Raw genomic sequence first — 14,417 nt, 5'->3', positions numbered from 1 at the left:
ATTATCGGCAGTTATTGTAAAAAAATTCTATTTGTCTGTTAAATTGTTCCAGATCTTCCTGGGATATTTGTCGCAAATGCTCGAGCCGGTTGCCCATTTTAAACAAGGCAGCCACCGAACGCTCGGACACCCCTGATTTTCGTGACACTTCAGCAATCACTCTGCTTTCATCTCCGGCAGTATCCAGATAGTAACGATTTCTCAAGAATTCCTGAAAATAGGTATATCGTTTACGAGCAATATCCAGATGATCACGTCGGCTGAAATAGAGTCTCGCTACGGTAGCCACAAAGCTAAGGGAGGTATTCTCCGGCCTTTTAAGTAACGGAATGGCTCGTTGCTTTCGCCGGGCTCCAAAAACAAACATCACCAAAACACCAAAAAACAAGAGGTACCAAGCTATCCGTAAAGACCGGTTGCTAAGTACAAAATCGAACAATCCCTCCTGATGCATTGAAGAGGGTTTGTAATGTTCATCCCATACGGTAGCCTGTTCCGGAAGATATGAAAGAGCTTTGAAAATATATTCACTATTGTCGCGCGAAAGCAAATGATAATTGGTAAAGGCCAACGGATTGCTGTTAAAGTAAAAGAAACCATTACCCTGCTTAACCCTGATAAAATTGGTCTTACCCATGTGATCATGACCAAGAACGGTAGTGCGGGTCGAGTCATAATCGGTAATGTAAAAACGGGTCATCCATCTGGGATACCAGTAACCAAACTGCTTTTTCAACCGGGGATTGGCAAAATGGAAACCCACAGAATCACGGTTAAAAAAGTCCATCCCGGGAACAATTTCGGGTTTGAAATCAAGCTCAAAAGTGTCCGCCAAAACTCCGTAAACTTGCTCAGCGGCAATAAAAACGTGATTTCCTTCCGAGACAACTTTTATCAGCGCCCGCGCATCCGTATCCTCCATTCTTATCCGGCCGTTAATAAATATGAAATTGGTATTTACCGGTATTTTACTATCGAAAAATGAGGTTGGATTCAACCAGGCAGTTACCAATTCCTGCTCGGGAAAAAGTGAAGGCAAAGATTCGTGTACCAGACGAGTACCAAAAGGAATGTCATCGTTTTTGGAAAAACTGTAACTCCAGTCGATGGGTCGCGGAGCAAATATGGCTGCAATAACCAAAAGCAAAAGGAGCAACCCTATAATCCAGGTAAGGATGGTGTGTTTACTGGATGATTTTTTCATGCCGAAACCTCCTTCCCTGCTTTATTGGCAAAAAGGCGCTCCACCTCCACAAACTGGCCGGAATCCAAATCAACATGACCGTACCACACTACATCAAAGAGTCGTTTGCGTTTTCTGAATTCTTCCTTAATCTTCGAATCCGAAATCTCCCGATAATATTCCTGATTGGTTTTAAATGGTTTTATAGTGATTTCACCTTTGTCATCAAGTTCCCTGAGATAAAGCAGAAACATCGTTCTCACAGCTTCCCTCCATGCCTTATTGTTTCGAAACATGCGCAGCATCTCCATGAGTTTGGTGGTAGTATAGTCATGGGCATCATCAGAAAACCTGAGATTTGACTGGGTGCCCTGTCGCGATACCACAAAAAGGCCTGCCACAGGAACATCCAGGATGCGTAACAACAGATAAAGCACCAGTAAACCTGCCAAGACCAGAATAACATAAAAAAACCAGGGACGATTTCCAACAAACGAACCCAACCAATAGAAAATTCGGGTAATCAGATAATTCAAAATATTTGGACCTTCCCCCCTGTCATAGAGATAATCAGGATCTGCTTTCCACTGCTTAATTTGCTCGTAGGGAGGAGTACGGTAATTCACCGGTCCCTCGTCCCAAGCTGCCACCGGGCTAACAGCCAAAGAATCAGGTAGCGTTTGTGCCCGGGCATCCGGACCTGCTATACCCAACAAACAAATAAAAAAAAGCAGTAGAAACCTATACATTACTTCTCTTCTGTTATAGATGAGATTCGATCCATCAAACTTGACCTGTCCTTTTGCTCCCGGAGTGTGTAATACTGAAATGCAATAATGATATAAAGCACCGGATACAAAATGTATTGCCCCAGACCTGCAAAAACAGTACTCAGAATGATACCCAAAGAGCTTCCATCCACTGCTTCTCCTCCCGACACAGCAGTAAAACCTTCTATCCCGGCAACAATCAAAGTGGGAATGGAAAACAACCAACCGACAACACTGATAATCAGATAGGCAAGAATAATAATCCCAAAAGTAGCCCACCATCTGCTTTTAACCAATTGAAAACAACGACTAAGCGTATCTCCCAAGTCCTTATCTTCAATAACTTTCACATAAAGCACAAACGTAAATGGTACCATCAGGTAAATACCCGGAATGATCAGGAATAGAAACCCTATAAACATGAGTAATCCGGTAATAATGCTATACCCGATAATGGCACCAAAATGGCGTGCAAAACGATTCCAAACATCAGCCGCTGTAAAACCGTCGCGGCCTTTATCTTCGTACTCACCCAGATAAGCCGGCACAAGACCCATTATAAATACCTGTGCTACAAAACTTACGATGATGGTAAGAAATATCAACACCGGATTAGGCATGGCCTCCACACCACTATTACTCATTTCAAGGATAACGGAAAAAGCGTCTTGTAAATAGAGTGCATTCAAAATAACAGCAATAATTACAGGCACTCCGGCATACAAGCCAAAGACACGGATTAATTGTTTCAACTCCTGGGACATAAAAGCAAAGGAGCCATTAAAGACATCACTGAAATCACGATATTTCACCAATTCAATTTCCTGCTTGTTCATCGTTCAATTCTTTTTGGGTTAATTGTTTATGAATATAAAAAGGATAATAGACAAAGTATCCTAAAATCAAGGCCAGAGACAAGATAATAATGAGTAAATTTACTGTCAGCGGCATTTGATTGTAGTAACGCGTCACAAAACTCTCAATAAAGCCGGCTATTATAAAAAACGGCACCAGTCCAAGCATGATTTTTGTGCCTTTCTTTACTCCGTTCATGAATGCGGTCTTTCGATGAAGTGTTCCTGGGAAAAGCAGACTTTTGCCCAACACAATACCGGCACCTCCGGCAAGAACAATTGCCGACAACTCAAGTGTTCCGTGGAGGTAAATACCCAACGACGAAACAGAAAGCAACGAATGCTGAAAAAAGAAAGTCTGAAAAACACCCACCATCAGTCCATTCCGAAATAAATGAAAGGCAGTGCCCAGAGGGGTAAGCAACCCAAAAAGGAAAACCACAAAAGAAACATAGATATTGTTTCCGGTAATCATCAAAAACATAGGAACCTCATCCATCGAACCATAAATAGCCAGCGGATCCCCCCGTTCAATATTATCCAGTGTCCGGTTAATGTATTCATCCCCCATTACCAACCGGGCAAAATCGTTGTTTTCCATGGCCGAAGCCATCCCGATTAACATGGAAACCACAAAAATAATCAGAGACAACAAAAAACTGGAACGTGCATCATACAAAGCCAATGGAAGTTCCCGGGTCCAAAAAGTCCCCAAACGGGTGGATTTCTCCCGCTTATTCTGATAGATCAAATGATAAGCCTTGCTGCTTAGTGAATTGAGATACTGAACAACCGATGATCCCGGGTAAAAAGTGCGTGCATAGGAAAGATCATCCGTGAGCTGAATATAGTGGTCAGCCAGTTCATCGGGTTTCATTCGCCGCGGATCAGAAATTCGTTTCTCAAAATCCTGCCAGCGGTTTCGGTTTCGGTTTATAAAGGTTACTTCTCTCACGCAGGGTTTTTGTTATTTTTGTGCCCAAAATAATTAAAAATTTACAAGTAATCAGTCATTTCTTTATGGTTTTTGACAGGAGGAGTAAAATAATTTAACAAGAGCCTGATGACAATTGACAATAAGACAACCGATTCTCAAAACAAGAGAAATAAAAGTATCAAGCCGGGAAAATTATTATATTTGCTTACTTGTTGAACCAACTTTGCCCTTTTTCCATATGGAAACAATTCAATTGAACACCACCCAAAATGTATCACTGGAGTTTCCTGTTGCCAGTGTCGCCGATCGTATTCTTGCCTATGCATTGGATTTAATAATCATGGGGGTTTACGCTTTGGCGATTGTATTGACTTTCGTGGTATGGCTACAGATGGATGCAGATATAATGCTATTTCTGTTTTTTCTTCCTCTCCCTTTTTATCATTTCCTCTTTGAGCTCCTTTTTCAGGGGCAGAGTCCGGGTAAAAAGATGATGAAAATAAAAGTTTTTAAAGCCGACGGCTCCCAACTAACCCCGGGGAGTTGTTTTGTCCGTTGGATCTTCCGTTTATTTGATGTTACGGCCACCTCCGGAGCGCTTGCCACCATCTTCATCATTGTTAATGGAAAAGGACAGCGACTGGGTGACATTGCCGCCGGAACCACCATTCTGAAAACCTCCCGAAAACATACCTTTCAGCAAACCTTATGGACCGAAGTTGAAGAAAACTATGAGCCATTTTACCCTGAAGCAGAAGTTTTGTCGGATCAGGATGTTCAACTCATACAGGAAGTAATCTATACCACCACAAGCAATGACCGGCCGGATACCTACATGAAACTGTTGACAAATACCCGTGAAGCCATCGAAAAAAAGACCAACACCATGGCAAAGCAAACAGACATTGAATATTTGCAGACAATGGTGAAGGATTACAATGCTTGTCACAGAGGTTAGGGGTTGCTCTCAGCAATAGTGGCCATTGACTGCCTACGGATTATCCTGACTCATAAGAAAAATAGTTCTGCTCATTAGACGTCTCGTAAACTTCTGATAAAAAGATGATCAAAAATTACTGATCAGGTGGAATTGCTTTGCTCTGGCCTAATATTTTTTTACACATTTTCGGTGATGATATTTATGCTTAAAAAAATATTATGCTCTTTTCATTCATCAGTAAATAATTCATCTAAGTTATTGGTCTGATGGAACTCGCATGGTTGATTGTTAACAATCTCTTTTGAGGCAATCGTTGCCATGCTCGTTTCGTTTAAGATTTGTTTATTAAGTTCGGATAGAACTCGCATGCAACAACTTATACACATTCTACTTTGGCAATCGTTTCCTTTCTCTTTTCATCCGTATAAAATTAATTTTTCAAGGTCGGATGGAACTCGCATGTAAGAACTTATACATATTCTTTTGAGGCAATCATTGCCATGCTCTTTTCATTCACATAAAATTTAGCTAAATTATAGGTTTGATAGAACTCGCATTTGAGGAATTTATACGCTGCCTTTTGTGGTATCCCTTGCCATGCTCGTTTAATTTAAATTTCACCTAAGTTATTGGACATGTGAAACTCATTCCGGAAAAGCAGGGAGTCATCTCATCAGGTCGCTAACATTTTTTTACAATAACTGCCATTTAATTAGGAGGATACATGATTCCCTGCATGAGGACAAATGATTTTTCCACAAACAACCCTTTAGTAAACAACTGAGTAACAACCCTTTCTGATTTTATTTCTATTTTTAATTTTATTTCACATTTTACCCCTGCATCCACCTCTTAAAACCATTAATCCACCTTATAAAAAGAGGACAGAAGTAATTTAGCAGAAGAAAATTTTGCCAATTCTATATCAAATAGAAAATGAAAAACGAATTCAATTACAATTAAATCTAAATTTATGAAAACAACAAAACTGATTAGAGGAGCTTTATTCGCAACAGTTTTGGCAATTTTTGCCTTAACAGGGTGCGAAGAGCTGGATACCTATTCGATTAGTGCCCCCTCTGACCTGCAGAGTGAAATAGATTCTATAGCTGCAGCTAAAGCAGCGGTGGACACAGGTGATACTACTTACATCGACATAGCAACAGCAAGTGTTGGTGCTGAAGACTACAGCTCTGCCTGGTGGACTGCATTTTCTGATTACTTCACCATTCCTGCCAATAAACGATTGGTGCTGGAGTTTGTAAACCACAACGGAGGAAGTGCAAACAACTGGAACAACTGGAACCTTGCCATTGCCAATGTAGCGGATCGCGATGCAGATAATTATGCAGAATACTTTGTACTTCGCTCAGATGCTTATGGATGGGGAAACGATGATTTTGATCTCGGATTGATATCACAGAATTACCCAGACACCGATGGTGATGAAGATATCTGGAACGACTTTCGCACCACCATGGATGGTGCCTATGTCACACTCGAAATTGACCACTCGGTTACCGGAAATGCATTTATAACAGCTACTGCAGTTGGAACCAACGGTACAGAACTGATAATGACTTATCAACATCCGGTGCCTGCAACTGGAGATATTGTAGCTTTCTTAATTTCAGACGCCAGCTACATGGAGATGAAAAAGGCTTACCTTTTACCATCTGAGATAACTGTTGTAGAAGATGTGGAGCCAACCTCAATTGCAGTTGAAGGAACACCCGATTTTGTGGAAATAGGAAGCGAAGACTTCTGGGGTGAAGGAATCGCTACTGTTACTTTCGCTGACGGTTCTTCCGAACAGGTGGATACTGCAGATATTTCATTCAGCGTTATTCCTGACATGACCACTCTTGGAGAAAAGACCGTCATTTTAGCGTATAGCAAAACCAAACAAGGCGAATACACCAAAGCGGTATCAACATACTACAACCTGGAGGTTATCAATGCAGTAGCAAGTCTTGAGGTTACAACTATGCCGGATGTAACTACCTACACATTCCCGGGGCCATCAGCACCAGTATTTAATCCTGCAGGTATGGTTGTAACAGCAACCTATTCTGATGGAACAACAGGAAGTATAACAAATAAGAATCTTCAATTTGAAATTCCGGCAGCAGACGGCGATCAAGAGGCTGTTATTTCTTATGTGGGTGCAGCAAGCACTGTAACAACAACAGTTCCAATCACCAATGTAATGGGAGGAACAAATCAAGTAGGAGCTACTGACTTATCGTCCGCATTCTGGTCAGCCTTTTCAAATGAGTACAATGTTGCTTCAGGTTCATCAAAGACATTCAAAATGGACCTATACTCAACGGAGGCCAATAACTGGAATTCTCCAATAATAGTTCTTCGCAAAGCCGACCTGACAGAGTATGCAGTTGTTCGGATGGACAATTTCGGATGGGGTGACGGTTACAGTACAGCAACGGCGACCAATGACTGGAATTTCGACGTGTTTGCTGAAAACCTGGATGGTTCTTACATAGAGGTTACAGTGACCAACGCAGGAGACGGAACCGCAAATGTTCGTTACGATGTTACTTATGCTAATGGCGATACACATTTCCAATTGTACGAGGGGATAACCATAGACAGTTCAAATTTGAATTGTGCAATCACAATTGATGGATGTTATATCGATATAGCATCAGTTGAATAATCATTACGAAAAGAAAAACAAAACATAAACAAAATTATATACTGATGAAATATATTTTTTTAATCCTTTTAGGAATGCTGGCCTTCTCAACAGCCACTTTCGCAGAAAGGAACAGCGATAGCGAGCAGACTGCTATGCTGCAGGCAGACAATATAACTGTAACGGGCAAAGTCATTGATGAGGAAGGCGAACCCCTTACCGGCGCCACCGTACAACAAACTGGTACCACCAATGGTACGATTACCGACATTGATGGAAACTTCTCACTATCTGTTCCTGCTGATGCTACACTTAAAATTTCCTTTATTGGATTTGAAAGTACTGAGATCAGCGTAAACGGGACCACTAACATGGGAACCATCACATTGGTTTCAGATATAAGACAACTCGATCAGGTGGTAGTAGTAGGATACGGAACACAGCGTAAAGCTGACCTCACAGGTTCTGTAGCCGTTGTGGATACCGAAGAGATGAAAAAAGTATCCAAATCAAACATTTCCACCATGCTACAGGGAAAAGTGGCCGGTGTTCGCATCACTTCTGACGGGCAACCGGGTGCAGACCCCTCAGTGCGTGTTCGAGGTATCGGCACCTTTGGTAATTCCAATCCGCTTTATGTTGTTGATGGAGTACCCATGGGAACTACCATCCGCGACTTCTCACCAAATGACATCGAAAGCCTTCAGGTTTTAAAAGATGCCTCTGCAGCTGCTATTTACGGTTCACGTGCGGCCAACGGTGTAATCATTATCACCACTAAGCAAGGTAAAAAAGAGCAACCACTAAGAATAGACTACAGCGGCTACTATGGTATCGACCAGGTAGAAGACGGAGTCTATGAAGTTATGGACTCCAAACAATATGGAGAATACGTAACCATGGCTTATGGGAACAGCAATATGGATGTTCCGGCAGGATATGACCCGAATAGCTCCAAATACATTGACCCCAACGTAGTTAACACCGATTGGCAGGACGAGGCCTTCAAAACAGGGATTCGCCAGAACCACAACGTTAACTTCTCGGGAGGTGGCGCTAACAACACCTACAACATAGCCCTTGATTACTACAGTCAGGAAGGAACCATTGAAGGAGCAGGACCTAACTTCGAGCGTTACACTGCCCGCGCCAACAATACTATGAGCGTTAAATTCCTCGAAATCAAGACCAGTTTAGTTTATAGTCACAGTAACCAGGACAATATGGCCCTGAGTAACGCCAATGAGTACGTAGAAGGCCTCTATGGTCAACAATTTCCCGTGATGGCCTCAGCGCTGATTACCCCCCCAACCATCAAAGCTTACGATCAATCAACATGGGTGCTGGACGACAAATTATCGGCAGCTTCACAATACCGATACGACTCTTTTGGTTATGGTACCTACTACGACGATGTACATGGAGACCTGCGGGTTACCAACGTTCTGCTTACTAATGGTCTTTTGGAGAGGAACTCGGTAGTTGACCGTTTCGTTGCTTCCGGATCTGCAAAAGTTGACCTGATTGACATGTTGGGGCGTCAAAGTGACAACCACAAATTTAACTACAACCTGAATGTGTCGTACAGCAAAACCACTGCAAAGGATTTTACTTTTGTACCTGCATTTATTCAGAGTACTACAAACTATCTGTCAAAAAGCAATGAAGTTCTGACACAAGGATATCGTAGCTATAGCGCAGCACTTATCGAAAACTATATCAATTACGATGCTTCCTTTGGACGTCATCAGATAAATACTGTTCTTGGTCAGACTTTTGAGCGCAACACCGAACACACGCTCACAGGAATAGGCAACAATATGCCTGAACCATACTTCCTGCAGGTAGGAAACGCTGCAGACACCCAGGCTTCAACCTACGAAAGAGAAGACTTACTGGCTTCCTATATCGGCCGTGTGAATTACAATTTCGACGGCAAATACCTTATCTCATTAACCGGTCGTCGCGATGGATCAAGCCGTCTGTCGGTAGATCGTTCGGAATTTTTCAAGTCGGCATCTGCCGGATGGCGCATTGAGCGTGAAAATTTCTTCCCTGTTGATGAATCAATCATCAACATGTTTAAAGTTCGCGGTAGTTATGGTGAACTCGGTAATGACACAAACTTAGGTCCCTACGAATACGCAACTACGATGCAAAGAGGGGATTATACCTATAGTTTTGCCAACAATAAAGTTACCGGTTCTGCAGTATCCTACTATGTTAATCCGACGCTGCGCTGGGAAAAGAAGAAAACCATTGACGTAGGTCTTGATCTGGGCATGTTTAACAATAAACTGGAATTTACTTTCGACTGGTATAAATCAACTTCAGAAGACCTGCATTATGATGTAAGAGTTCCATTCAGTGCCGGTGTAACCAATGAATTTGTAAAGATGAACGCGGCGACGATGGAAAACTCAGGACTTGAATTCCTTATTTCATATCGCAATCGTCAACATGCTGTAAAGTATGAGATTACTGCAAACGCGTCAACCCTTCAAAACAAAGTAACAAACCTGGGCGTTTCAGGCGAATCCCGAATTGATGGCTACACCCGAACAGAGGTTGGTCGCGAAGTAGGTGAATTCTACGGCTATGTTTATGAAGGAATCTATCAATCTCAAGCCGAGATAGATAACTATACTAATTCAGAAGGCCAACTCGTCAATCGGCCAGACGCCAAACCTGGTGATGTCATATACGCTGATATTGCATCAGAGGATGGCACCGTAGATGAGAACGGTAACCCGGTTCCCGACGGTAAAATCACTGATGCCGACCGTAAGATTCTTGGCAGTGGCTTACCGGACGTCAATTTCGGGCTGGATGCACGCGTTGAATGGAAAAATTTCGATTTGAGCATCTCCACATTTGGTGCTGCAGGGTTTAAAGCTGTGGACTTTGTTGACATGACGTTGCGTGGATCCTACCGAACACTGAACAAAAGTGTTGACCTGTTGAATGCCTGGACACCGGATAACACCAATACCGATGTGCCCCGTGTCGCATACAATGCCGATGCTGCCATCACCAATGATATGTTCAGCGAACGTTTCATCCAGGATGCATCATACCTGAAAATTGCTAACGTCACTTTAGGATATAACTTCCCGGACAGGTGGTTTAATGGTTATATCAGCAATGTCCGTGTATATGCAACCGGACAAAACCTGGCTACCATAACTAAATACAAAGGATATAACGTTGATTTCGCCGGAGGAACATTTACGCCCGGTTACAACTATGCTTCTTATCCAACACCACGAACCGTTATGTTTGGGGTTAACTTGTCCTTCTAAAAACAATCTAAAATAAGATCAACATGAAAAATTTAAATATATTCATTCTAATATTGGCACTCATCGGAGGACTGACAGCCTGCGATGACCAGCTCGATGTTACGAACCCGAACGAACAGACAACTGTCGATTTTGGCGATTCTGAATCAGAACTGCAGGAAGTTGTTATCGCTGCCTATAACCGAATTCGTCTTGAAGGCTCATTTGCCCGTGTCGGTTACACACTGGATGCAGTGCGTGGAGACGAAGTTTGGAATTCCTCTCAACAATGGTATATCGACTACGACCGGCTGAATTCTCCCGGCACTAACGAAATTGGTGACATGTGGCCCTATCGCGACTGGTACCATGTAGTGAATCGTACAAACTATATATTGTCAAAGGTTGATGATGTTGAAATGTCTGAAGATTCGTATAATCAGATAGCCGGACAGGCACTTTTCCTCAGAGCTTTGGCCTACTATCATTTGTCCACCTACTACCAGACTGTGCCATTGATTACGGACTATGAATCTTATTCAGACATGAATACCATGTTTGCATCCAACAGCACTCAGGATGAGATCTTTGACCAAATAGAAGCCGACCTTTCAAAGGCAATGGACATGCTGCCATCACGCGATGAAGGTGGCGAATGGGCTCAAGGACGTGCCACCTCCGGTGCCGCTGCAGGATATATGGCCCGTGCTCTCATGTTCCGTCACAAATTCACTGAAGCATATCCCATACTACAAGACATCATTGCCGGAGTATATGGACATTATGAGCTGATGAACAACTATGGTGACAACTTCAAGGAAGATACGGAAAACAATGCTGAGAGCCTTTTCGAAGTTCAGTTTATGGATTTCGGGACAGGAGGTACCGACGAAGAATGGACTCCGGTAAATATCAGTTCAGAAGCAACTCAGGGGCATGCTGTGGAAAGCAACTACGCTTCTCAGGAGCTGGGTAGCTGGGGTGACCTGGCAGGATCTCCCTGGTTGTACAATCTGTTTAAAGAAGAAACCTCCACTGATGGCCGACTCGATCCTCGATTATACTGGACTTTGGTTACCTACGAAGACGAGTACAGCAATTATACCGACCAGGCGACCGATGCCTATCCCAACGGAGATCCCCGCAGTAATATTGTTTATCAGGAAGAGATCACCAAAACGCCATTGTCCAACAGTGCCCAGGGCGGTATCTCCATCGCAAAATGGACCAATGCAAGGAACAATATCTATCCAAACATTACCAACGGGTTGCAGTGCGGAGTCAACCTGCGTCTGATGCGTTACAGTGATGTTCTGTTGCGGGCAGCAGAATGCGAAAACGAAATCAATGGCCCCACACAGACAGCCATCGATTATATTAATCAGGTTCGTCGCCGCGTAGCTTTACCGGATCTTGAACTGTCAGATTTTCCATCTGCCGATCATCTGTTCGAACAAATAGCCAACGTAGAACGACCGAAAGAATTCGGTTGCGAAAACGGCCGGGGAATCGATTTGATCCGCTGGGGCTTCTTTTACGATCAATCAAGACTGAATCAACTAATTGAACATGGATATTACATGCTGGCTCCAAAGAATGAAGCAGGCGACATCATCGCAAACACAGATGTTGTTACAGCTGAAACAGCCAGTGGTTCATCATTCCAGTCTTACAACCCGGGACATGAATATTTCCCGCTTTTCCAAAACATACTCAATGCCAATCCAAATCTTGAAGGAAACTCAGCAAACAAGAGCGTAGATAATGCACCTGCCTTCAAAGAGAAATACAACATCCGACCGGTTGTTGAGTTAGAGTAGAAAATATCTGCTTAATTTAGAAACTTCCTTATCAACTTACCAGTAAACGTTGATAAGGAAGTTTTTTTCCAAAAACATTTTATCATGAGATTGAAGTATTTACTGTTTTTGTCTGCCATCCTAACGACACTGTTATTTGCAGGGTGCGAAGACGACGAAGTGGACCCCAGAGATGATGAAAACGGGACTGAGACTGAAACCGAATGGTCCATCCCCACTTACGCCGACGACTATTCACCAATAGCATCATGGGCGAACAGAAGTGAGTGGAATCTGGCCAATGTTCATGACCCCTCCGTTGCCTATTACGACGGTTACTACTATATGTATGGCACTGATGCCTCATATGGCAATGAACATGAAGGGCATGGTCATTTTCAGGGAAAACGTTCCAAAGATTTGGTAAACTGGCAATGGGTAGGCGGACCATTCTATGATCCCCCTTCCTGGGTAGCCGATTCCCTCAATTCTATACGCTCAGGAATGGGATTGGATGCCATCCCCGAAGAAGAAATCCAATACGGTTACTGGGCACCGGTTGTCCGGCGAGTCAATGTAGGTGGTCAGGAAAAATTACGCATGTACTACAGCATCGTTATTCATAATTACATTAAAACCGGAAATCCCACAACATCCGCTTTTGATGGAAGCTGGACAGAACGGGCCTTTATTGGAATGTGCGAATCAACCGACCCGGCCGGTGCAGTATGGGAAGACAAAGGGTTTGTTACAACGTCCTCTTCTGACCTTGGTCTGGACTACAGTCGCTCCAGCACAAATGACTGGAGTGCTTATTTTTACTACAACGCCATTGATCCAACGTACATTGTGTCCCCCGAAGGAAAACATTACCTGATACACGGCTCCTGGCACAGTGGTTTTGCACTATTGGAAGTAGATGCAACAACTGGAAAACCCTTGAACACTTTGGGTGCACCTTATGCAAACAGTGTAAGTGAGTTGACAGCCCGATATGGACAAAGAATTGGCACGCGTACAGCCTCTTCGCGCTGGCAGGCCAGCGAAGCACCTGAAGTGATTTACAAGGATGGCTATTACTATTTGTTTATGGCTTATGATGGTCTTGATGTACCTTACAATACACGCGTGGTCAGAAGCGAAAACATAGAAGGCCCGTATTACGACATTACAGGGCGCAACTTTACCAACGGACGGGGAGACAGTTACCCCATTGTAACCCACCCCTACAAATTCAATCTCAGCCCAGGATGGGTAGGAATCTCACATTGCGCCATTTTTCAACATGAAGATACGGATGAATGGTTCTATATGTCGCAGGGAAGACTGCCAAAAGATGTCCCGGGCATTCCTGCATCCAACGCGCTAATGATGGGACACGTCCGCAAGATTGTATGGTGTCCGGCCTCTGCAAGTGAGCCCGATAACCTGTGGCCCCTGGCTCTGCCTCAGCGTTATGCTGCAGTACCTGATTACGGTACCATAACCAGAGATTCACTAATTGGGAAATGGGAACACATCAAACTTGAATACAAATACGCCCAACAAAACACTGCCTCATCACTCACCCTTAATGCCGATGGCACAATGTCCGGCGCCCTAACAGGAAATTGGAGTTACGATGAAGAAAAAAAGCAACTCACACTGGGCAATGTCATTGTCTGTGTTGAACGCGAAGTGGATTGGGAAGCTACCCCAAGACGAGTAACTTTCGTTTATGCAGGAACAGAGAAAAACCTGAACGCAACTTTCTGGGGTAAAAAGTCCAGGTAATGTTGAATACAAAGTAAAGGTTACCTCAAAAGAAAGAGGGGAGTAGTTTTCAGTTGAACGAAAACCACTCCCCACTTTTATTATATAGATTGTCTCCTGAGTTCCGCACTGGGACACCCAAATTAAAATCCAAAGAGATCTGCAAGTCTTTTTTGTTCCTCGTTTAAGAGTAAAGTTTCTGTGTAAGTATTGCCAGTTAAGGGATCTGTAATTTCTACTGCATA

Annotated in this window: 9 protein-coding genes; 5 read left to right on the top strand and 4 right to left on the bottom strand. The window is 43.2% G+C overall.

Going from position 1 to position 14,417, the window contains the following annotated elements; all coding sequences use genetic code 11:
- Position 1: 1 nt before the first annotated feature.
- From BY457_RS00050 to BY457_RS00035, 4 genes are read right to left on the bottom strand one after another with little or no spacing between them, the layout of a single operon-like run.
- Positions 2-1,204 carry a DUF4350 domain-containing protein gene (locus BY457_RS00050; protein ID WP_106151303.1) on the bottom strand — a complete coding sequence of 401 codons (1,203 nt, stop codon included), beginning with the start codon at positions 1,202-1,204 and terminating at the stop codon, positions 2-4.
- Complete coding sequence (locus tag BY457_RS00045; RefSeq protein WP_106151302.1) at positions 1,201-1,932, bottom strand: hypothetical protein; 732 nt, start codon at positions 1,930-1,932, stop codon at positions 1,201-1,203. The genes BY457_RS00050 and BY457_RS00045 overlap by 4 nt, the downstream gene beginning before the upstream one ends.
- Positions 1,932-2,789 (bottom strand): hypothetical protein, encoded by an 858-nt coding sequence (locus BY457_RS00040; protein ID WP_106151301.1) that lies wholly within the window; start codon positions 2,787-2,789, stop codon positions 1,932-1,934. The genes BY457_RS00045 and BY457_RS00040 overlap by 1 nt, the downstream gene beginning before the upstream one ends.
- Positions 2,770-3,762: a stage II sporulation protein M gene (locus BY457_RS00035; RefSeq protein ID WP_106151300.1), complete on the bottom strand. Its 993-nt coding sequence runs from the start codon at positions 3,760-3,762 to the stop codon at positions 2,770-2,772. Before BY457_RS00035 ends, BY457_RS00040 begins: the two co-directional genes overlap by 20 nt.
- Before the next feature lie 220 nt (positions 3,763-3,982).
- Between BY457_RS00035 and BY457_RS00030 the strand changes: the two genes are divergently transcribed.
- The 5 genes from BY457_RS00030 to BY457_RS00005 all read left to right on the top strand — a co-directional run bounded on the left by BY457_RS00030 (position 3,983) and on the right by BY457_RS00005 (position 14,193).
- Positions 3,983-4,702: an RDD family protein gene (locus BY457_RS00030; RefSeq protein ID WP_106151299.1), complete on the top strand. Its 720-nt coding sequence runs from the start codon at positions 3,983-3,985 to the stop codon at positions 4,700-4,702.
- A 955-nt stretch (positions 4,703-5,657) separates the two neighbouring features.
- On the top strand, positions 5,658-7,361 hold the full coding sequence (locus BY457_RS00020) for a hypothetical protein (protein WP_106151298.1): 1,704 nt from the start codon (positions 5,658-5,660) through the stop codon (positions 7,359-7,361).
- A gap of 44 nt (positions 7,362-7,405) precedes the next feature.
- Positions 7,406-10,642 carry a SusC/RagA family TonB-linked outer membrane protein gene (locus BY457_RS00015; protein ID WP_106151297.1) on the top strand — a complete coding sequence of 1,079 codons (3,237 nt, stop codon included), beginning with the start codon at positions 7,406-7,408 and terminating at the stop codon, positions 10,640-10,642.
- Positions 10,643-10,665: 23 nt separating this feature from the next.
- Positions 10,666-12,441 (top strand): RagB/SusD family nutrient uptake outer membrane protein, encoded by a 1,776-nt coding sequence (locus BY457_RS00010; RefSeq protein ID WP_106151296.1) that lies wholly within the window; start codon positions 10,666-10,668, stop codon positions 12,439-12,441.
- Between the two features lie 84 nt (positions 12,442-12,525).
- Positions 12,526-14,193, top strand: a complete 1,668-nt coding sequence (locus BY457_RS00005; RefSeq protein ID WP_106151295.1) for an arabinan endo-1,5-alpha-L-arabinosidase — start codon at positions 12,526-12,528, stop codon at positions 14,191-14,193.
- The last annotated feature ends 224 nt before the right edge of the window (positions 14,194-14,417 follow it).

Origin of the sequence: Marinilabilia salmonicolor (genome assembly GCF_003003035.1) — a bacterium.
In the GTDB taxonomy this organism is placed as follows: domain Bacteria; phylum Bacteroidota; class Bacteroidia; order Bacteroidales; family Marinilabiliaceae; genus Marinilabilia; species Marinilabilia salmonicolor_A.
Note: the sequence above shows the minus strand (reverse complement) of the source record. Positions and strands in the feature narration are given on the sequence as shown.

Coding starts and splice junctions, on each gene's coding strand:
- BY457_RS00050 (WP_106151303.1), bottom strand. CDS start 1,204: ATGAAAAAATCATCCAGTAAACACACCATCCTTACCTGGATTATAGGG.
- BY457_RS00045 (WP_106151302.1), bottom strand. CDS start 1,932: ATGTATAGGTTTCTACTGCTTTTTTTTATTTGTTTGTTGGGTATAGCA.
- BY457_RS00040 (WP_106151301.1), bottom strand. CDS start 2,789: ATGAACAAGCAGGAAATTGAATTGGTGAAATATCGTGATTTCAGTGAT.
- BY457_RS00030 (WP_106151299.1), top strand. CDS start 3,983: ATGGAAACAATTCAATTGAACACCACCCAAAATGTATCACTGGAGTTT.
- BY457_RS00020 (WP_106151298.1), top strand. CDS start 5,658: ATGAAAACAACAAAACTGATTAGAGGAGCTTTATTCGCAACAGTTTTG.
- BY457_RS00015 (WP_106151297.1), top strand. CDS start 7,406: ATGAAATATATTTTTTTAATCCTTTTAGGAATGCTGGCCTTCTCAACA.
- BY457_RS00010 (WP_106151296.1), top strand. CDS start 10,666: ATGAAAAATTTAAATATATTCATTCTAATATTGGCACTCATCGGAGGA.
- BY457_RS00005 (WP_106151295.1), top strand. CDS start 12,526: ATGAGATTGAAGTATTTACTGTTTTTGTCTGCCATCCTAACGACACTG.